Raw genomic sequence first — 20,235 nt, 5'->3', positions numbered from 1 at the left:
TCTAATCTTTAATCTTTCTCTATATTTTCACGGTAACATCTTTTATATTTTTCTTAATCCTGTTAAGTTTGTAGATGTAACCCATAAAAAAGCAGTTGCAATCATTTATAGCGTTAGAATTTCGGAATTTACCACATGTGTTTTGTGAATTATTTTAATTTTCAGGCTTTATTTGTTATTATTTATTGATATAATTGATTATGATTAAATAAATTGATGTTTATGCAACATTATTTTATATATTAGTCTTAACCAAATCAAACTAAAACCATGAAACCTGAAAATTTTAATATCCTGGAACTTTTGCGGAAAGAGTTCAGGTATCCTTTTCCCACATTAAAGAATCCCAATGCAGAACAGCTGCAGGAAATTACAGACCAGCAATGGATCGACGGAGAATATCTATGGCTCTATGAACAGAATCCGGACATCAGAAAGAAGTATAAGAAAACCAAAACAGCTCACATTGCGTCCCAGTGGTTTCCGACAGCTCCTTCCGAACGTCTGAAGCCTGTCTGCAGACTGATGCTGTGGACCCTTTATAATGATGACCTCTACGAAGAAAGTTCTTCGGATGAGATTGATTTTATCCATCAGCAATCCGTAGCTATACTTCTTGGCGAAAAAAAAGCCTCAGAGTCAGGCATACCGCTGGGGGCAATGCTCGAATCATTAAGGGAAGAACTGCTTCAGTTTATTCCACAGGAAACTATCGGCCGTTTTACAAAAATGATCAGCAGGTACTTTAATGGCCTGAAAAGGGAACTCTGGTATAAGGAAAATAAAATATACCCGACTGTAAAAGAATGCATTGCCTTAAGGGAAGATTCCATCTGCCTGTACCCATTCCTGCAGCTTACAGAAATAGAAACGGGGATCACCCTGCCTCCTGAGATTCATGAGCACCCGGTGATTCGTCGTCTTCAGGCACTGGCCTGCCACCTTGTTACCTTCTTTAATGAAGTACAGTCTGTGGTAAAAGATGAGGCTACAGGAAGTATTTATTACAACATTGTAAAGGTCATTCAGAATGAACAAGGGGTTTCACTTGATGCGGCCTGTCTGGAAGATCTTCGCCTTCACAATGAAGATTTAAAGGAATTTGTATCACTGCAATCCTCTCTTCCGGACTTTGGGCCGTGGCAGGATGCCGTTGTCAACTGGATCCATTATATGAGCATGGTACTCAGCGGCTGGAAAAACATTTCTACCAGACTGGATCGTTATAACAGCACTGAGTTTCCGGATTCCAATGCGCTGAAAGAGAAATTGAACCAAAGCAGTTTTAAATAATTCTACCACCTATAAATTACCTATTTTAATCATGAAACAAAAAGATGTTCCCATTTTACAGTACCCATGGCCTTATGAAATCGGCCCGTTTTCGCAATTGTTTTACGAAGAACAAAACAGCTGGCTAGACACCGACTACCAATTCATGTCCGAATCCACCAGAACAAAATATAAAAAACATGGCCTGGTAGAAGCGGCGTCTTATATGTTTCCTGCAGCCAATACACGGGAACAGGTGAGACCCCTGGCAAGATTTATGGTATGGCTTACTTTATGTGATGACTATCATGAATTATGCCCAGTTGATAAATTCACAGAGGTAAGAGACCGGATTATGGATATCATGATGGGCGATCAGCCTAAACCTGATGACATTGGTCTTATGAGGCAGGTGGCCTTAAGCCGTGAAGAATTTGTACCGTACGTGAATGAAAACTGGCTGCAACGATGGGCAAAGTCGTTTTATAATTATACAACTTACGGGATCATGGAGGAAACACCCTACAAATTGAAAAAGGAGTTTCCAACACTGAGTAACTATCTGCTTATCCGTGAATATTCTATTGCCATGTATCCTTATGGAGATCCTGTAGAACCATCGATCAATTATATGGTTCCTGATTATATATCAGAGCATCCTGTTATAAAGAGATTGAAAATGCTGATGTGCAGGATCATTGCTATCCAGAACGATTTTGGTTCTATAGAAAAAGAGCTGGCCGTAGATACCGAATTTTTAAATATCATTCTGATCATAAGACACCAGTACAAAGTTTCACTGGAAGAAGCGATTGCAGAAGCGATGCGTATTCATGATGAATATGTAAAGGAATTCGTGGAATTACAGAACAGCCTCCCTGATTTTGGCCCGGAGCAAAAAAATGTAGAACGTTTTGTTCATAATGTTGCCCTGATGATTTCAGGTTTGGGAGCATGGTATCACAAAGGAATTTCCACCCGGTATAAAACTCCCGGGGAATTTCCGAAACCTGAATATGGAATTTCACTTTAAATAAGGATTCGCCGGCAGCAACGGCATAGGATATTTGTGCTTCATAATCTCCGGCATCAAATGATCAAACCATAAAAATTTGCTGTTATATACTTAAATGTACCAGAGGGTTACAGATAAATTAAACAAATGTCTGATAAAACCATCTTTATAATTTAGCGGGTACATTTAGGTATATGACAGCCTTATAAGGTTCCGTTAGAAAAATAAGGTTCCAGTTTTTCGAACAGATCACCGGCACGGTTACAATTCGTAAGAAAAACAAAGCCGGACTTTTTGTCTTTGTACATGATAAAGTAGGCCGTGAAATCTCCGTTATTTCCGCTGTGCATATAACGCATTCCGTAAGCTGTGCTTTTCATACCTATCCCCAGTCCCCAATAGTCTGCATCGTCCCAGTCAGGGACTTTTGACTGCACTTTGAACATTTCGTGAGCGCTTTTTTTTGAAAGTCCTTCTTCATTCATTAATCCGATCATAAATCTGGCATAATCCACCGCATTGATTCTCAGGGTTCCTGCCGCACCGAATTCTTCAAATTTTTTTACCGGTTGTTTTTCATTTACACCGTCTTTTTGTTTGTAACCTGCTGCTCTGTGTTTTTTGATATAATCATTCCACCAGTAGTAAGCGTGCTTCATTTTAAGCGGTTTACAGACTTCGTTGTAAAAAACCTGATCAAGCTCCTGTGGGGTTTTATTCATAAGATGGGCAACCACATTCATCAGGTACTGATAGGCTTCCCCTGAATAGGAAAACGCTGTCCCGGGCATAAATTTCAGATAAAGATCTCCTTTTTTAATATGTAATTCAGGATCCGCCGGGTCCCACTCTCTCCAATTGGGCATACCTGTCGTATGGGAAAGCACCATTCTTGCCGTGATCAGTTTATATCTGTCATCATAGGCCAGGTCATTATTTTTTAAATATTGAAATAAAGGGGTATCCAGGTCCAGTAACCCCTTGTCAACCAGTTTTAATACAAAGTAAGCAAAGACCGTTTTACTCATTGAAGCTGCTTCGAAGAGGGTATTGGGTTTTACCTTTGTCTGCGTTTCGATATCAGAAAATCCAAATTCATTGGTGTATACAATTTTACCCTCATTAATAAAAGCAATTGAAAGTCCCGGCAACTTTAAAGAATCCATCTGCTGCCGGAGAAATTTGTCCATGGATTCTTTACTGATTTGCTGGCTGTTTAAAGACTTTAGCTGTGCATGGTTATTTGAAAAAATAAGTATACAAAAAAAGAATATAAAAAAGACTTTAAGTTTCATGATTGCAGAATTATGGGGTCCTGATAATAGTTACTGTTTCTCTTGTTCTGTCTTTGTATCTAAGAATTATTTTTATAAATATAGGTGTAATTTCATTAAGATCAATAAATTATAGAACATTATTTGTTGATTCTGATCAATAATCCCTTAAGGATTTCATCATTTTCATCCAGTAAATGATCCCGGATGATGATATCGGGAATAACTCCTTGTAAAGCTTCATCACCATTGGGCCTGATGATATATCCTTTCGGAACTTTGACCATTATCCCGGTAAGGGGAAGGTGAAAAGAGAACTGAGAAGCATACAAAGTAGGGGTATCGCCCGTTTCTTCACCTGCTATGGTACCGAATTGATAATCCTGGATAAGTGCAGCACTTACTGCGGCCATTGAATAGGTCTGCCTGTTTACCAACACATAGACATGACCCTTAAAGATTTTATCCGCATTTACAGGTTGACTTAGTGGAAAATCAATGGGAATGATATGATCATCCCTGTTAGTGAGCAGTTGTTGGGAAAAACTATCCGTGGTGTCTGTCTGTTTTCGGATATGCTCTTTAAGTACTTTGCTGGTCTTGACCGAAAATTTTGAATACCATCTGAAAGGTTTTTTTGCAAAATAGGAGATGAGGTAATCACTGTATGCATCATCGCCACCCGGATTATTTCTCAGGTCGATAATAAGGCTTTGAGACCGGTGGTTTTTAATTTTTTCAAATGCGCTGTCTATATACTTTCGGTATGTTTCAAATCCTTCAGGTTCGGAGCTGTTCAGCATTCCCGGATTTAGATAAGCGGTGTTTTTATAGAATACAACAGACCTTTTGGGGTTGACAATCTCACCGCCTCTTTTTTCTTCATATTCAATGGCTGGTATGGCATGGACCTTTAAGCTCTTAATGTGACCTTTTTTATCTTTTATTTTTAGCTGCCAATGGTCTTTTTTTCCATACTGTTGAAAATAGATTCTTGGAAATGACCAGAATTCTATCTTTGCTCTTTTAAAATAGGTCCGTTCAACAGAAATTAATGGAAATAGATCTTTTTCAATACTGCTGATTGGGGCATCGTCAATACTTATCAGTTCCTCACCAATAATAGAATGCTGAAGAGAGGAAAAATTTTTGCGGATAAAAGTCTTATTATTTTCAAAAGAAAGCTCCAGCGGAAAGACAGTGCCTCCGGATTTCAGATATTCAATATAAGGTCCGGCAGGAAAATCAATTTCACAGTGTCCCGTATTCGCAAAACTAACCAGATGCTGATAAAGAGATACCGTTTCCATCAGGCTCAGGGAATCAGCTTTAACACTTTGATTTAGCGCATTATATAAGCTGTCATATTGAGGCTTGCTCCTGTATGCATACAGGTTATAATGCGTTTCCTGCAAGGTCCGGTACAGATCTTTAAAGTCATTATATACATCTTCCTTTGAAAATTTCTGTCCGTAGGCCAGTGTAGTACTGCAAAGTAGAATAAAAATTATTCCCGTTAATTTCATAACATGCTATTTATCTTCATAACAAGTTAAGAATCAGTTCTGTTACATGGATTTCAGGATTATAAAAAATTATACTTTAAAGACTGTTAATCTTGTCAGTCCTCATAATGCTAAATATTGGCGCTTCTGTATTGCGTAGGCGTCTGGTTTTTAATTCTCCGGAATATTCTGTTATAATAAGGAATATCATTGAATCCGGAAGCTACACAGATCTCGGACACGCTCAGTTTTGTTTTCAGCAGCATCTGGCACGAGGATTCTATTCTGAAATCGGTAAGATAGGTTACAAAAGATTTTCCTGTCATCCTTTTAAAGAACAGGCAGAAAGTTGATTTGGGCATGCCTGCAACTCTTGCAGCCTCATCAAGTTCTATGGGGCGGTGAAAATTATTGAGAATGAACATATAAATCTCATGCAGTGTCTTTTCGTTTTTTCTTTCGGAAATCCTGTTGCCAACGATATGTGCAGATGGAGCAGAAGAAATCTGATCAAGAATCAGCATGAAGCCGGAAAGACGTTCGACCGTATTCTGCAAATTCATTTTTCCCATCAGTTCCTGGAGGTTTTTCCTGGTTTCTCCAATGAATGACAAAGCATTATGGTTTTCTTCAATTGCTGAAATGGTATCAGTAAGTTCGGGGATTAGTCCTTTCAGATCATGCAGAAATTCATGCTTAAAGAAAAGACACAGATGTTCGATTTTACCTTCATCATCATGATCATTTTTATCAAAAGACCAGCAATGAGGAGTATCGGGAGGAATCAGAATGACCTCACCTTCAGAAAAATTTTCAACTGCATCCCCAATAATCCGGATGCCTGAACCCGTGATAATATAAGTCAGTTCCCAGGTTTCCTGCTGGTGCATCGGGACCTGGCTCACTAACGGAATGTGAACGTGGTCAAAACTAAAGGTTTCCTTAGGACTGCTTGGATAATATTTTAAATTTTCCATCTTAATAATTAGAAATTATTTCTATTGTCAGAATATTAGACAATAATAAAAAAATATCAGACAATTCCGGAAATTCAATTGTCTTTATTTTTGACCAATTTTAAAATATTATGGAGCTTTCTCACACAAAACCTCATTATGAGATACTTGATGGCCTGCGTGGCGTTGCTGCTATTATGGTTGTTTTCTTCCACGTTCTCGAGATCTTCTCAAACGGGGACCACACGAAGCAAATGATCAACCATGGTTATCTGGCGGTTGATTTTTTCTTTATGCTTTCCGGCTTCGTTATCAGTTATGCGTATGACAACCGTTGGGATACAATGACCCTGAAAGATTTTTTCATCAGAAGGCTCGTCAGGCTTCAGCCTATGATTATTGTCGGTTCCATCATAGGTGCGGTTTTGTTTTATTTTCAGCATTCACCGGATCTGGGCTGGGGTAGAATTGCAGAAACTCCATTTTGGAAACTTATGCTGGTAATGATTATCGGAATGACTGTTTTTCCTGTCGGGAAAGCGCTCGATATCCGCGGCTGGGGTGAAATGCATCCGCTGAACGGCCCGGCCTGGTCCCTTTTTTTCGAATATATTGCCAATATTGCGTACGCTTTGGTTTTAAGAAAACTCTCAAAAAATGTCCTGATTATATTGATGATAATTGCCGCAGGATTTACCATCCATCTGGCTTTTACCAATCCTAACGGTGATATAATCGGCGGATGGTCTATTGATGATCCAGTCCAGCTTAAAATAGGTTTTACAAGACTGGCATTTCCTTTCCTCGCGGGAATTGTTCTGGCTAAAGTTTCTAAATTACGCTTGACGAAAAATGCATTCCTTACGACCAGTATTCTTTTGGTTATACTTTTAGCTTTTCCAAGACTGGGAGGAAATGAAGCCCATTGGCAAAATGCATTGTATGAATGTTTTGCACTGATGATCGTTTTCCCTTTAATCATATGGATGGGAGCGGGGGGAAAAGTGGAGAATGAGCAGGGCAGAAAGATATGTAAGTTCCTGGGAGATATTTCTTATCCTATTTATATTACCCATTTCCCTGTTGTCTATGTTTTTTATGCGTGGGTGGTGAACGGCAAGAACAGTTTGGAAGATTCCTGGATGATTGGGACGGGAATTGTAATTATTTCGATTGCGTTGGCATTTGTGACAATGAAGTATTTTGATATTCCGGTGAGAAAATGGCTGACCAATAAACTGATTACGAAAAAATAATCCAGACCTGATTATACAGACGTTTCCGGACCAAAGGAATAATTCATTAAATGGGCACTCAACAAATCAGCAACAACCTGTATTCTCCATCATTCTCCACAGGAGCCCGGTGAACACACGGTAAAACCTTTTGATCCGGATGATCTACAGCAATTCTCCACAGATGACCTGTTCCTAAATTAATGGGTTGGGCATCAGATTTTGGCTGATAATGCAGGTCAAAATAGTATTCCTGTAAAAAGTTTTCAAATTCTTCTTCCGGACCGTCGTGTAATTCTCTAAGCTTTTCGCGGATTTCGGGAATAAGGATTTTTTGTACGGCCTGGTCATTGGGTAGAATATCACTCGCTGCGCCGTAATAGGTGCATAAAAAAGTATTGGTGCCAACAGGCGAACGGTCTACATGATAAGAATAAACATCTGTGGAAATAAAATCCAGCTCCTCATCCCGTTCGTAATTCTTAAGTAGATTGAGGGAAGGCTGTGCCCCGAAATCCGTCAGTAACCGCCAGTCATTCAGGATGATTTCCCTTGCGATCTGTCCTTTCTCAGACAATTGCAGAGATAATAAGTCTTCAGGATAAACTTCCGTAATGTTATCTTCTAATTGAAGCTGGGTGACAATTTCTTTAAAATCTCCATCCAGGTTTCTGTTCCAGCAAATGGCATTCACAGCTCCCTGAAAATCGGTATTGATAAGCTCAGAGAAAGTAGAGACCACTCCGATTTGATGATGATCAGAAAATGTATTGTTCATAGGTGTAGAAATATTGGGCATTTATGCTGTGCAAAAATAAGAAACAGGGTGGAGATCCATTTGAAATTAATTTTTTTTGCAAAATATTTTAGACATGTAAGTAAATTGGATGGGTATGATTAAAATACATGTCCCGGAGCACCTTCCAGCCTTCCTCTTCCGGCTAGCTTAGCTTCTGTATCAACAGGTCCAGACTGGCTTCCTTGTCCAGATTAAGCTTCTGCTTAATTCTGTATCGCGCCATCAGGATACTTTTCGGATCTACCCCGAGGCGGCTTGCAATTTCTTTGTTGGAGTATCCCATTAAAATATAGGAACAATGCTTGAGATCCAGCCGGGTAAGCTTGTTGTTCGCCAGTTCCTGAAGCCGGTTGAAAAATTCCGGGTGAATGTTGGTCAGACTCGCTTTTGCGTGTTCAAAATCCTCATCCATCCTTTGGTCTTCCTTCAGGATACGCTCCAGTTGATTTTTGAACGTCCCGCTTTCCGGCTGAGCGGCTAACTTATCTCTCATGGTTTGTAAAAGTTCATTCTTTTGTTCCACCTGTAAATTACCGGCAAGCAGTTCTTTTTGCAGCCGTTCCTGTCTTTCCTGCAGCAATTCCTGCTCTGCTTTAAGTCGGGCAGCTTCTTCCGTTCGCAGTTTTTGCTGCTGGATGGAGGATTTTAACCGGAAATGATAAGAGCGGAACAGAAATATCAGGGCAAGCAGACCGGCAATAATCAGACCTGCAGAGATAAAATTGAGCTTTCTGTTAAAGGCTGCCCGTTCCTGAAGGGATTCAAGCTCTTTTTCCTTTTTTTCTGCCTCATATTGTACCCCAAGCCTTTGTGCTATAGAAAGCTTTGAGGCATCGTAAGCTTCCCGTTCGTAATGCATGTACTGTTTATAATAGTCGAGTGCTTTTACAGGATTGCCACTTTTTTCCGCTACGGTGGCCAAACCTTTCATCATCGATGCTCTTACTGCCATACTGCTGCCTGCGCTGTGTTCTACCTCGGCAAAACCCGACAGGAATAATCTTTCTGCTTCTGCATAATTTCCCTCAGCCATGGCATATTCACTTAAAATTCCATAACAGTTGGCAATAACTTCTTCATGCTTGATTTTCCGGGCAATGTCCAAAGCAAGATCAATATACTTTTTAGCACTTTCCTTATAATCTTTTGGAAAAAATTCCCAATAAATATTAGCAATATTGAGAGCCGCAGCGGCTATATTGATATGGTTAACGATCCTTCTGGGCTGCGCCTGGGAAAGCTGTAACACCTGTTTGTTATAGAAAATGGCAGAATCCAGCAGTTTTTTCTGAGATGGGTCTTTTCTGAAATTCTGTAAAAATGAAGACGCAGTGGCAAGATAAGCCGTACAGATAATATCCGGCTCCCCGGACCGCCTTGCCAGATTCTGGCTTAATACGGTGTATTTCTTTAAGTTTTCAGGATCCTTCAAATCTGCATAAATACTTGCTAAATAATGATACACCAAGCTCTCGTAAGCATACGCTTTCTGTCCCTCCAGCAGCTGAAGTGCCCTAAATAAACTGGCTGTGGATTTGGTCGTATTATTAACATTGTATTCCAGCCATCCTTTTCGCAGCCACACATATCCGTTAACCACCCTGTTTGTGGATTTAGCTGTATAAATTAAAGCACTGTCAATATTTTTTTGAGCCAGTACAAGACTGTCCCGCTGTACGTTCAGATACGTTAAGGTGGCAAGAGCAAAAGCCCCGTACTGACCGTCAGAAAACCGGTGGCTTAATTTCAGTGCCTCGTTGGCTGCTTTTAATGCTGCCGGCATATCCGTTTCGTAGAGATGACGGCCAAGATGTGAAAGAGCCATTGCTTTTTTTTCCGGTTTCAGCCCCGGGCTGCGAAGAAGGCTTTTCAACGAATCTACGATCACAGATTGTGAACGGGCCTTATCAAGTCCGGCAAAAAGAATGAGTACAATAAGGATGAACTTTATATAATATTTCATAATGTGGCATTGGATGTAAATTAAATATGAATTTCATAAAGCTGATTAAAACAAAAGTACAATTTGTTCATTGAATGATGGGCATATTTCCCGGGATGATCTGGCCGGTTTGCAGGTTAAACCTGTCCTGTATATACTTTATAAAGTGTTTTTCGGCTTTTGTAGATGTTTTGTAGAGGTCATTTTGTTGGAAAATTGGTGCGTTGGACAGCAACTTTGTAATAGAAATCATACACACCAAATTTTTATCTCATGAACCATAAAACCTTAGCCATTGTATCATACATAACTATCATCGGTTGGCTGATCGCGTATTTCTCCTATAAGAATGAGCAGAAAAAAGATTCATTTGTTACGTACCATCTGGAACAAAGCCTTGGCGTGATGGTTTTCAGTATCATAGTTTCTGTCATTGCCGGCATTTTAGTCAATGTGGTTCCTTCATTATCTGTCCTTTTTTCATTGATATCACTTATTCCTTTGATATTGATGGTTTTAGGTTTGATCAATGCACTGAATCAGGTGATGAAACCCGTGCCGGTGATCGGCGGCTTTTTTGAGAACAGATTCAGCTTTCTTCACCAATAGTAAGAGCTTGTGAAAACCATGATTCATATTTCCATGAGCGTTCAGATGAATATTAATTTAAAACTTTAACAGCATGAAAAGAATCCTATTAATCCTATTTGCACTCCTGTCTGTTGCTATTTTAACGGGCTGTGATAAAGACGAGGTTTCAGAACCGTCCGCACAGGAAAGAATACTGGGCAAATGGAAATTCATTTCATTGGTAACTGAAACCACCAAGCCATCACAGCCTCCACAGGTCAATACCGAATATGGTGCGGAGGGTAGTTATTTTGATTTTCGTACGGATGGAAATTTATACTATTCTTTTGAGGACGATGAAGAAGCACAGACTGAAACGTACAGCATCGAGAATGAAACGGTACTGAGGATTGGAGGTGAAGCCTGTACAATAAAAGAGTTGACTTCACAGAAGCTGGTCTTTGAATTGGTAATAGTAAACCCTACCAATACCCGAAAACAAACCTTTAATTTGAGCAGGTAATATAAAACCTATAAAAATGAACGGATATGAAAACAAATAAATTATTAACCCTGTTTATGGTATTGCTGAGTGTTTTAATTGGGACGGTCAGCTGTGATAAAACCAGTCCCGAAGAGGAAGAAAACAACGCAATATCTGCAATGCAGCAAAAAATGCTGGGCCGCTGGAATTTAGTGGAATTCATAGAAGAAACAAGAGTGGGTAACCAGCCTCCCGAAATTATCAATAATGATCCTCAGAATATTTATTTTGAATTCTTTGCCAATGGAAGAGTAAAATCAAATGCTGAAGGAGAAGCAGAACACTCTTATGAAGTGAAAGCCAACAACATCATGATTTTATGGGAAAGGGAGCAGAGCATCCTGGAGCTGACGGCTAATAAATTTACCTTCAGCAATACCGCTACAGAAGGAAATACCACATACAAACAAACCTATATCTTAACGCGTTAGCAGAAGATAACCATGAAATAAATTTTAATATCCTGACCGGTAAAAATACAGGACAGATTGGAAATTTAAAAAATGAAACATGCATTGATCATAACAATAACATTGTTTTTTAATTGTAACGGGCTGCACCGGTGATAAAAACACAAATACAGATATACATCACCGGACAGAGCTTATTCCCGAACCAGACAAGGATCTCAGGGAAGCCTATGAAAAATCAATGTTGGTAAAGCAGCCCGATACAATTTTATCAGATATTTCTATGGCAGAAACATCAACTTCCAGCCTCGCTCTTCCAGCTTCAGGCCACTATCCCGGATATAAGTTTCCAGCCTATTATTTTCCTCACTGATGCGGGATTATTACAACAAATCCATTACATTTGTTTCTATCACCATATCAGCCATTTATGAAAAGAAGAGACTTTTTAAAACAATGTTCAGCGGCCACGTCCGGTTTAGTTTTAATGAATGTATTTCCGTCCTGGATTCAGGCAGCGATAAAAGAAGAAAATTCATTGACCTATCAATCTCTTTTTAAAAGTTTTACCAATCCGGAAAATCAGTATCGGCCGTTTGTCCGCTGGTGGTGGAATGGCGATAAAATAGAAAAAGCAGAACTCGCCCGTGAACTCAGGATTTTAAAAAACGCAGGAATAGGCGGTGTGGAGATTAATCCCATATCATTTCCTTTGCGTACCGACGATATGGGAAAACGAAGCGTAGACTGGTTAAGTGATGAATGGATTGAACTGCTGAGGTTTACCCTTGAAGAAGCTAGATCACTGGACATGACCTGCGATTTACTGGTTGGGACCGGATTTCCCATGGGCGGTGATTTTCTGGAAAAGGAAGAATGTTCCCAGATTGTAGTGATAGCCGTGAAAAAAATAAAAGGTCCGCTAAAAACTGAATTCTCTCTTTTTGATCTTTATAAGGAAGCTGATCCTGCCGTGACCAATCCTTATACCGGAAGAACAATGGAAATGCTGGAAGTGAAGCTCGTACCGGAGCCACTCAACCATATGGATGAGGTCATCAGTCTCTCAGGCCAGATTAAAAACGGAATCATCAAAGTTGATATACCCAAAGGCGATTTTGCCCTATACGGTTTGGTGAAAATAGAACGTTTTATGAACGTTATTCAGGGTGCCCCGGGCGGAATGGGACCAGTGCTTAATCATTACGATACTGCTGCCGTGAAAAAATATTTCAACCGGATGAGCGATTCCATTCAGCAAAAAATCGGACCGCTGGCACCCAACATCAGATCTTTCTTTATTGACAGCCTTGAAACGGAAGGAGCCAACTGGAACCGATATATGATGAGTGAATTTGAAAAAAGGAGAGGCTATGATCTGTACCCCTATCTTCCTTTTGTTTTGTTTAAAATCGGGAGCATGGGAAATACAACCGGAATTAATATCCAGTATCCGGTAAAAATGGGGAAGGAATTCAAAAAAATGACAGACCGCATGCGGTATGATTTTGAACTCACCAAGGCCGAGTTGTTTGAAGAAAGATTTGTGCGTACTTTCACACAATGGTGCAGGGATAACAAAATAAAATCAAGGGCACAAGCCTATGGGCGTGGATATTTTCCGCTGGAAGGCAGTTTTGAAATCGATATTCCCGAATGTGAGACCTGGCTGAAATACGGAATCGGGGAAGACATTAGTGAGGAAAAATTTACCCAGTATCCATGGCATTTGGGTCGGGGAAATACCATGATCAATAAACTGGTTTCATCGGCTGCCCATTTAAAAGATAAAAAGCTGATCAGTTCTGAGGAGCTGACCAATACCGATATGGTGTTTAATGAAACCCTGGAAATTTTTAAAATTGCAGGAGACCAGAGCACCGTTTCCGGAGTTACCCATCCTGTTTTTCATGGATTCAATTACTCCCCGCCGGAAGCTGCTTTTCCCGGCTGGATCACTTATGGCGGATATCTTAACGAGAAAAATACCATGTGGCCGTATTTTAAACATTATACGGACTACAGGACAAGGCTGTCTGCTGTACTGCAGCAGGCCACCATGTTTGCAGATATTGCCCTTTTGGCCCCGTTCGCAGACCAGTGGTCGGAATATGGGGCACAGAACGAACCTTTCCCAACTCTTGTTTCCCCGGCTTACCAGATGTTGATCTGGGAATCTGTCCATCAGAACGGAAATGCCTGCGATTATGTATCTGAACGTGTGATTCAGGATTCGGAGATAAAGAAAGGTTTTCTTACTTATGGAAACAGAAAGTATCATACATTGTTTCTGATAGAAGTACATAGCCTGGATACAGCAACGGCGGCTAAACTATATGAATTTGTAAACAGTGGCGGACGGATCTTTTGTATTGAAGCGATTCCGGACCGTTCCACAGGTTGGAAAGATTATCAGAAAAGAGATCTGGAAGTACAGGAGTGGATCATAAAAATGCAGGCTTTTCCGGATCGGTTTATTCTTCTGAAGAAACCAGCGGCAGATTTTATGGGCTGGTATAAAACCATTCAGGAAAAGTATCAGATCAAGCCCTATGTAAAAATTCAGGAACCAAAGACGTTCGTTACCCAGGTACGCTATCAGGCTTATGAAGCTGAATTGTTCCTGTTTAATAATTCCAGCAGCAAACACAGTGCAGTATTGGATATTAGTTTTGACAGCAACATCATTAAACACAAGCATGCATGGCTGTGGGATGCCGTGACGGGTAAACGCTTCAGACTGGAGCCTATGCTGGGAAGGCTGAAAATCAGTTTAGGTCCGGCAGATTCAAAACTTATTGTTTTTGACCGTCATAAAAAAGGAGAACTATGGAAAGAAAATCCTGTATCAGGAAATGATGTAAAAGAACTTTCTGATCCATGGGAAGTTGAATTCAGGCATTATGATGGAACGGTTAAACAGGAAACACTCAACAGACTGGCAGACCTTAAAGAACTTCCCGGATATACCCATTTTTCCGGGACTGTCGTTTACCGGAATACATTTCAGGTAACAGATAAGCGTAAGGCCAATTATTTAAATCTCGGTAGTGTTTTCGGGATCTGTGAGGTTCGCATCAACTCGGTTGATGCCGGAACCCAATGGTTCGGCCGGAGAATTTATCCGGTATCAGGCTTGATCCGCGAAGGAACAAATGAGATTGAAATTAAAGTCGTTACCGTAATGGGAAATTATATGAAAACCCTTAAAGATAATGTGGTTGCCCAGTACTGGACCAATCAGAAAAGAAAAGACCAGCCGCTGCAGTCTATGGGATTGGTGGGGCCGGTGACTGTTTATTAGCCTGAGTTAAGCATAAGAAATGTAAAGTGAAATAGCTGGAAGCTGGAAGAGGGAGGCTGGAAGTTACTATCAGGTACTCATATTAAACACCTGTTATAAAATTTGATCAGGCTGGCTTTAACAATGAATGAAATTGCTTTAAAGTTCTGTTTCAGGCTTCAATAACTTCCCTCTTCAACCTTCCATCTTCCTGACCATATTATAAAACAGAAATTTCTTAAAAGATATATAAAAAATACTCCAACCTCATTTAAATTTGAGATTGGAGTATATACTTCAGAACGGTATTTTAATCTACCACCCCAAATAATATTCAGGATCCAGCCAGATCGGACGGTGCAGTCCGAAATATTCCTGAAGCATCTTTTCAGCTTCACAGAATGCACCTTCCACCCAGCCCTGCTGATCAGAATAAGCTTCCCCGCAGATGTGGATGTTTTCATCCTTAACAGGCTTTCTCATATAAGGCATGACGTTTTCAACGGAGAAACCGGCTTTCCAGGCGTGGTATCCAGCGCCAAAAGGCTCATCCGTCCAGTCTTTAAAATACGTTACATACGGTTCAGGAATGGTTACATCCGGCCCGTGCAGCTCCCGGAGCTGGTTCATCAGTTCTCCTACCATCAGTTTCGTGGCCTGAACATCGTCCAGCTGATGAAGTTCCTGCAAAGATGCGGATCTGGCTGCTTTTACTTTAAAAAGAACTTTGTCATCGGAAAGGGCCTTCCAGAACGTTTCGGTTTCCATATCACCGTAGCTTCCCAGCAGCATGGAATTATCAGTATGTGGGTCTGTCCCGAAATAATAGCACTGTCTCATAGGAAGGTCGGTGATGGAATGTCCGGAACTGATTCCCAGTTCTTTCCACCATGGATATTCAAAGCCCATCAGTATTTTAAAGGCAGGCTCCATAATAACAGAACGGATATTATCATTCAGAACCGAATTTTCATTGATATTAAAGAAGAAATTGTTCTGATCCAGCAGCTCTAGTGATTTTCTTGGCATAGCAAGCACCAGTGTATTGGCATATACTTTCCACTGGGTGTTTGTTTTCAGGTTCAGAAAGGTCAGTTCGTACTTATGGGTGTTGATTAAAGGATGTGCTTTTGTAAAAGTAAGCAGTTTGTTTTCGGACCAGATACAGGCACCTTCATGCTCCATATAAGAATTGGCCAGGGCATAGGCAATGCTGTCATAGCCTTCCTCAATGGTTTTATAGATTGTTCCCGCTGAAAAATCTCCCACCATATACGGAAACGCCTCCGCTGAATTCCAGTTAATGGTATTGGAATAATATCCACCCGCATTGGCCAGGAACTCATAGCCTTCCTGAGAAACCTGGTCTTTCAGCAGGTTCCAGAAACCAAGATCATTTACCTTACGCCCGTCATAAGGAGAATTCGGGAAATTATAAACTAATTTAGGTTTAATATCATCCCAGTCTCTGCTGGTCAACTTAAAAGTATAATCATATACGGAAGAGCCTTTAATGATTCGGTCTCCATAATTTTTAGCCACCCAGGGATCTGCCATTAAAACATCATAAATCACCTTGTTGAAAAGCTGATCCGAGCTGAATCCGAAGTCATCATCATTCAGATAGTATCGGGTAGGCAGTTTTTCTCCTTTTTTCTGTGCTTCATCCCAGTCATCCTGCTTGAACCGTTCTTTACGCAGATACATCAGTAATTTTGAAGGATCACCCATAGGAAAAGGAACCGGGGTCATCTTATCTTTAAGAACCGGGATGCGTTTCGCCGGATCTTCTTCCGAAAGAGGATAGCCTTCAATTAATGTCGTTACAATCTTCTGCGAAGTCAGGTAGCGCATTCCGCCCAGCTCGCCCCAGAAATCCATCCCGGGCATCACGACGGATTCCAGTCTTCCTCCAAGCTTGGTATTCATATCGAAGATCTGAACTTCATGAGCCTTAAATTTTTTATCGGTCACAAGACGGTAAGCAGTGTATAATCCGGATGTTCCGGCGCCAATAATGGCTACTTCCGTTTTTAAATCAGGATGTTTTCCCGGATTTAATGGTGTATTTTTATTCATGGTTAAGAGTTTTTAAAGTGATTTGAAATATTTGCGTCCCAGCTGGAAAGGAGAGATATCAAAATCCGTATGCCCGTCCAAAGCAAGGTCCGACATGATTTTCCCTAAGAATGGAGTGAATTTAGCCGCCCATCCCGTAGCATAAACCACAATATTCTTATGATTAGGGACGTAATTCGGGGCAAAATCAATCAGCAGTTCCTTATTAGGGATTTTGCTGAGGGCAATAAGACAGGTGGAAGTATATTCAGGTTCTGTGGCCAGTCCGGTCATATGGTTTTGCACCCAGTCTGAAGTATAGCCAAGCTCCTGTGGATTCGGAATTAAGGTTCTGTCGGATGGTTCTTCCAAAGGATCAATCACAAAGTCCGGCGCTACACGGATGTATTCCGGATGATCCCAGTCCACGGAAGGGAAACCATAAAACTGATTGCCGTTTTCACCCTCTGCATTCTGGAACACAAACCAGGTAGGATACTGTATGTTCGGATCCGTCTTTTTGAAATAGGCTGAAGACATATTCCAGTACGTAGCTTCTATTTTAAAATCCAGCAAATTGATTACACTGTTGATATAAGGTCCCGGAATAATGGCCAGTTTTTCACTGATATAAATCCCGTTGGGAGTAGTGATCTCGAAAAGCTTACCCATCTGTTTGATTTCAAGAACGGGCGAATTTTCTTCCAGATGAACGGTCTCTTCTTTCCTGCAGAGGTTTAAAAGCGTTTCAATGGTAAGTTTGAAATTAATACTTGCTCCGTCTGCCTGGAAAAGTCCGGTATAGGTTTCAGGTAAATTTTTGAAATGATATTGTTCTTCAATTTCTTTTGCGGTCAGGGTAGTGTAGGGGACATTCAGGGCTTTTAATGCCTGTTCTGCCTGGGCTATATTCCCTTCGGTGGAGTGCACGGCAGGATCTCCAAACCATAAGGTTCCTACTTTGTCAAGCAGTGAGGTTCCGGTCTCTTTTTCCAGTTCATCCCAATACGGTTGGGCATCCAGGGCCATTTGAACCATATATTCATCAGGATAGGGAATCCGGAATTGTCGGGAAACTCCCGCAGAACTTCCCAGTTGGTTCACGAAAGTAAACTGTTCCAGAACCAGGGTTTTTGCTTTCCTTTTGCCGAGATGATAGGCCGTAGCTAAGCCTATAGCTCCCCCGCCTATGACAATGACGTCGTAGTTTTCAGTTTTCATGGTTGATTTGTTAATAGTTTTTTAGGTTATTGAATGTGAATACACACAAAATACAGGTCATGAGTACCGGCCTTTTTAAGATTTAAATGCAGGAATCTTAAATCATAATTCCATACTTGCAAAAAAGGCCGGTAATCTGATGTTAAAGAAGGTTTTTGGGATTACTGTGCTTTACACATTGCGTCCCATGTAGTCCAGAAATGAGCATTAATAGCTCCCGGAGGAGGGTTGGTGCTGTCTGCCACAATCCCTACCATAGAAGCACAGTTGGAATTGCAGCCTATTTCGTTATAACTTCCCTGCTGTGGAGGGATCTGTCTCCACGTACCAGTGGAGCCGCTTAATAATTCCACCCTGATATCAAAGATTCCCGAAAGGTTGGGGGTCTGAATCTGTTTCGTAGGATTTTCGCTGGAAATAGAATCACTCCAGTCTCCCTGATAAAAAGTGACACGCCATGTTGAAATCATTTTAGCGGTGTCGTTTTGGGGAGAAAGATATACCCAGAACTGGGCACCTCCTCCCAGTTGAAGCTGGCCGGATGAGTTGGCATTTACATTGGTAGTTTCCATATTGAATGTATTTGGGTTAATTAGTTTTTCAGGTACCACATTAGGGTATTTCAAAGGAACAAATAAGGCGGTTTTTGTGCTAGAGTAGAAATGACCAATTATGAATTTGAGTAGAAATACCTAATCTTTTGGAAGCCCTTTCAGTCCTGTGTTTTTACACAAAAAAATATAAATATTAAGGAATGGTTGCTGAGCATATTTTGTCTGCAGAGTTTTGCTTACTTTTCACCACATATGTAAAGCTGATATTTCCCCGGAGGTTTGTTGTCAGCCGGTGAAATACTTTATCTTTGTTTTCTCAAGGTTTATAATAATAATTTATTTCGAAGATACTCCAGATGGCCAATTCCAGTTTCCTGTTATCTGCAAAAGGAATTTTCATTGCAGCTTTTCTTTCCCTCAATACAGTAGCGTATGCTCAGAAAACAGTTGACATTGCACCAATTTCAGAAAAGGTATTAAGCGGTATTCTGGAGAAAAACAGAACCTATTACACCCAGGGTAAGGTTGCAGATTATATTCCTGAGCTTGGGAAAATGGACGCAAAGGCTATCGCTTTTTCCGTGGTGGCTAAAGACGGTAAAATCTATAATACAGGCGATACCCGCAAGAAATTTACCATGCAGAGCATTTCCAAAATTATTGCACTCATGATTGCCGTGAAAGAAAAAGGAGAGGCCGCTGTTTTTGATAAAATGGGATATTTCGGGACAGACCAGCCTTTTAATCATTTTTCAAACCTGGAAACTACGGGAAAGCCGCTTAATCCCATGATGAATGCGGGAGCAATTTATACCACGTCTTTAATTTCCGGAGAAGACGAAAAGCCGTTTCTTAAAATCCTTGCTATGGTCCGCTATATCACCAAAAACCAGGCGTTGGATTACAGTAAGTCCGTCTTTGAATCTGAAAAGGCTACAGGGCACCGTAACCGCGGGATGTTTTATCTCATGAAAAATAACGGACTGATTTCCGGAAATGAAGAGCAGCTGGATAATTATTTCAAACAGTGCTCCATTGAGGTTACTGCAGAAGATCTGGCTAAAATAGGGTATTTCTTTGCCAATCAGTGTGTCCGTTTTGATGGGGATTCCACATATAAAAATGCAGAACTTGCCAGGCTGATACAATCCCAGATGCTTATTGCCGGAATGTACGAGTTCAGCGGTGAATATGCCAGAACGGTTGGTTTGCCGAGCAAATCCGGTGTCGGAGGCGGAATTACAGTTAGTGTCCCGGGCAAAATGGGAATAGGCGTCTTCAGTCCGGCTTTAGATCAGCATGGGAATTCCTCAGCGGGATATCATATGATTTTAGATCTGGTGAAGCAATATAACCTGAGTTTATTCTAAAACATTAAATAGTCTTAACTTTTAAGTTTTATTAATAAATAGCAAGAATCTGCCTGATCTGCTAAATCTGCGCGAGCTGGAAAAAATCTCGCAGATTTAGCAGATCAGGCAGGTTTTTTTGTTACCCGATTACATTAATGGTAAACAAATAATTAAGTCTTAAGGCTGGGAAATATTAATATTCTGTATATCCCGGTTTTCAGATTGATGAAATCATGAAACCAATA

16 protein-coding genes are annotated in these 20,235 nt (G+C 40.6%); 8 read left to right on the top strand and 8 right to left on the bottom strand.

The window, feature by feature from the left end; translation table 11 throughout:
- The first annotated feature begins 270 nt into the window (after nt 1-270).
- Together B7E04_RS17875 and B7E04_RS17870 are read left to right on the top strand one after the other, a co-directional pair.
- On the top strand, nt 271-1,293 hold the full coding sequence (locus tag B7E04_RS17875; RefSeq protein WP_080779923.1) for a terpene synthase family protein: 1,023 nt from the start codon (nt 271-273) through the stop codon (nt 1,291-1,293).
- 31 nt (nt 1,294-1,324) lie between these two features.
- Nucleotides 1,325-2,305, top strand: coding sequence for a terpene synthase family protein (locus tag B7E04_RS17870; protein ID WP_080779922.1), 981 nt, complete (start codon nt 1,325-1,327; stop codon nt 2,303-2,305).
- Between the two features lie 185 nt (nt 2,306-2,490).
- Here B7E04_RS17870 and B7E04_RS17865 read toward each other — a convergent pair whose 3' ends face one another.
- The 3 genes from B7E04_RS17865 to B7E04_RS17855 all read right to left on the bottom strand — a co-directional run bounded on the left by B7E04_RS17865 (nt 2,491) and on the right by B7E04_RS17855 (nt 6,043).
- Entirely contained in the window at nt 2,491-3,477 is a 987-nt protein-coding gene (locus B7E04_RS17865) for a serine hydrolase domain-containing protein (protein ID WP_165439467.1), read from the bottom strand.
- A 224-nt stretch (nt 3,478-3,701) separates the two neighbouring features.
- Nucleotides 3,702-5,087 carry a S41 family peptidase gene (locus B7E04_RS17860; protein ID WP_080779920.1) on the bottom strand — a complete coding sequence of 462 codons (1,386 nt, stop codon included), beginning with the start codon at nt 5,085-5,087 and terminating at the stop codon, nt 3,702-3,704.
- 110 nt (nt 5,088-5,197) lie between these two features.
- On the bottom strand, nt 5,198-6,043 hold the full coding sequence (locus tag B7E04_RS17855; protein ID WP_080779919.1) for an AraC family transcriptional regulator: 846 nt from the start codon (nt 6,041-6,043) through the stop codon (nt 5,198-5,200).
- A gap of 110 nt (nt 6,044-6,153) precedes the next feature.
- On the opposite strand from B7E04_RS17855, the gene B7E04_RS17850 reads away from it, so the two are divergent.
- Entirely contained in the window at nt 6,154-7,278 is a 1,125-nt protein-coding gene (locus B7E04_RS17850; protein ID WP_080779918.1) for an acyltransferase family protein, read from the top strand.
- A 58-nt stretch (nt 7,279-7,336) separates the two neighbouring features.
- Here the strand turns inward: B7E04_RS17850 and B7E04_RS17845 are convergent, their stop codons facing one another.
- Together B7E04_RS17845 and B7E04_RS17840 are read right to left on the bottom strand one after the other, a co-directional pair.
- Nucleotides 7,337-8,035, bottom strand: coding sequence for a DUF1826 domain-containing protein (locus tag B7E04_RS17845; protein ID WP_080780737.1), 699 nt, complete (start codon nt 8,033-8,035; stop codon nt 7,337-7,339).
- A gap of 163 nt (nt 8,036-8,198) precedes the next feature.
- The gene (locus B7E04_RS17840) at nt 8,199-10,019 is read right to left on the bottom strand and encodes a helix-turn-helix transcriptional regulator (protein WP_080779917.1); all 1,821 of its coding nucleotides are present in this window, start codon (nt 10,017-10,019) and stop codon (nt 8,199-8,201) included.
- Nucleotides 10,020-10,271: 252 nt separating this feature from the next.
- Here B7E04_RS17840 and B7E04_RS17835 point away from each other — a divergent pair, with 252 nt between their 5' ends.
- The 4 genes from B7E04_RS17835 to B7E04_RS17820 all read left to right on the top strand — a co-directional run bounded on the left by B7E04_RS17835 (nt 10,272) and on the right by B7E04_RS17820 (nt 14,826).
- Nucleotides 10,272-10,607 (top strand): magnetosome magnetite crystal formation protein family, encoded by a 336-nt coding sequence (locus tag B7E04_RS17835; RefSeq protein WP_080779916.1) that lies wholly within the window; start codon nt 10,272-10,274, stop codon nt 10,605-10,607.
- A gap of 73 nt (nt 10,608-10,680) precedes the next feature.
- A complete protein-coding gene (locus tag B7E04_RS17830) occupies nt 10,681-11,091 on the top strand; it encodes a lipocalin family protein (RefSeq protein WP_080779915.1) in 411 nt (136 codons plus the stop codon).
- A 26-nt stretch (nt 11,092-11,117) separates the two neighbouring features.
- Entirely contained in the window at nt 11,118-11,543 is a 426-nt protein-coding gene (locus tag B7E04_RS17825; protein WP_080779914.1) for a hypothetical protein, read from the top strand.
- Nucleotides 11,544-11,952: 409 nt separating this feature from the next.
- The gene (locus B7E04_RS17820) at nt 11,953-14,826 is read left to right on the top strand and encodes a glycosyl hydrolase (RefSeq protein WP_080779913.1); all 2,874 of its coding nucleotides are present in this window, start codon (nt 11,953-11,955) and stop codon (nt 14,824-14,826) included.
- A 294-nt stretch (nt 14,827-15,120) separates the two neighbouring features.
- Here the strand turns inward: B7E04_RS17820 and B7E04_RS17815 are convergent, their stop codons facing one another.
- The 3 genes from B7E04_RS17815 to B7E04_RS17805 all read right to left on the bottom strand — a co-directional run bounded on the left by B7E04_RS17815 (nt 15,121) and on the right by B7E04_RS17805 (nt 18,656).
- A complete protein-coding gene (locus B7E04_RS17815; RefSeq protein WP_080779912.1) occupies nt 15,121-16,884 on the bottom strand; it encodes a flavin monoamine oxidase family protein in 1,764 nt (587 codons plus the stop codon).
- 12 nt (nt 16,885-16,896) lie between these two features.
- Nucleotides 16,897-18,084 (bottom strand): FAD-dependent oxidoreductase, encoded by a 1,188-nt coding sequence (locus tag B7E04_RS17810; RefSeq protein WP_080779911.1) that lies wholly within the window; start codon nt 18,082-18,084, stop codon nt 16,897-16,899.
- 161 nt (nt 18,085-18,245) lie between these two features.
- Nucleotides 18,246-18,656, bottom strand: coding sequence for a hypothetical protein (locus tag B7E04_RS17805; RefSeq protein ID WP_080780736.1), 411 nt, complete (start codon nt 18,654-18,656; stop codon nt 18,246-18,248).
- A gap of 338 nt (nt 18,657-18,994) precedes the next feature.
- Here B7E04_RS17805 and glsA point away from each other — a divergent pair, with 338 nt between their 5' ends.
- The gene (gene glsA, locus B7E04_RS17800; RefSeq protein WP_080779910.1) at nt 18,995-20,008 is read left to right on the top strand and encodes a glutaminase A; all 1,014 of its coding nucleotides are present in this window, start codon (nt 18,995-18,997) and stop codon (nt 20,006-20,008) included.
- The last annotated feature ends 227 nt before the right edge of the window (nt 20,009-20,235 follow it).

The organism is Chryseobacterium phocaeense (genome assembly GCF_900169075.1).
Classification (GTDB): Bacteria; Bacteroidota; Bacteroidia; order Flavobacteriales; family Weeksellaceae; genus Chryseobacterium; species Chryseobacterium phocaeense.
The sequence above is the reverse complement of the archived record's forward strand: the minus strand, read 5'-3'. Positions and strand labels throughout refer to the sequence as shown.

Coding starts and splice junctions, on each gene's coding strand:
- B7E04_RS17875 (WP_080779923.1), top strand. CDS start 271: ATGAAACCTGAAAATTTTAATATCCTGGAACTTTTGCGGAAAGAGTTC.
- B7E04_RS17870 (WP_080779922.1), top strand. CDS start 1,325: ATGAAACAAAAAGATGTTCCCATTTTACAGTACCCATGGCCTTATGAA.
- B7E04_RS17865 (WP_165439467.1), bottom strand. CDS start 3,477: ATGGACAAATTTCTCCGGCAGCAGATGGATTCTTTAAAGTTGCCGGGA.
- B7E04_RS17860 (WP_080779920.1), bottom strand. CDS start 5,087: ATGAAATTAACGGGAATAATTTTTATTCTACTTTGCAGTACTACACTG.
- B7E04_RS17855 (WP_080779919.1), bottom strand. CDS start 6,043: ATGGAAAATTTAAAATATTATCCAAGCAGTCCTAAGGAAACCTTTAGT.
- B7E04_RS17850 (WP_080779918.1), top strand. CDS start 6,154: ATGGAGCTTTCTCACACAAAACCTCATTATGAGATACTTGATGGCCTG.
- B7E04_RS17845 (WP_080780737.1), bottom strand. CDS start 8,035: ATGAACAATACATTTTCTGATCATCATCAAATCGGAGTGGTCTCTACT.
- B7E04_RS17840 (WP_080779917.1), bottom strand. CDS start 10,019: ATGAAATATTATATAAAGTTCATCCTTATTGTACTCATTCTTTTTGCC.
- B7E04_RS17835 (WP_080779916.1), top strand. CDS start 10,272: ATGAACCATAAAACCTTAGCCATTGTATCATACATAACTATCATCGGT.
- B7E04_RS17830 (WP_080779915.1), top strand. CDS start 10,681: ATGAAAAGAATCCTATTAATCCTATTTGCACTCCTGTCTGTTGCTATT.
- B7E04_RS17825 (WP_080779914.1), top strand. CDS start 11,118: ATGAAAACAAATAAATTATTAACCCTGTTTATGGTATTGCTGAGTGTT.
- B7E04_RS17820 (WP_080779913.1), top strand. CDS start 11,953: ATGAAAAGAAGAGACTTTTTAAAACAATGTTCAGCGGCCACGTCCGGT.
- B7E04_RS17815 (WP_080779912.1), bottom strand. CDS start 16,884: ATGAATAAAAATACACCATTAAATCCGGGAAAACATCCTGATTTAAAA.
- B7E04_RS17810 (WP_080779911.1), bottom strand. CDS start 18,084: ATGAAAACTGAAAACTACGACGTCATTGTCATAGGCGGGGGAGCTATA.
- B7E04_RS17805 (WP_080780736.1), bottom strand. CDS start 18,656: ATGGAAACTACCAATGTAAATGCCAACTCATCCGGCCAGCTTCAACTG.
- glsA (WP_080779910.1), top strand. CDS start 18,995: ATGGCCAATTCCAGTTTCCTGTTATCTGCAAAAGGAATTTTCATTGCA.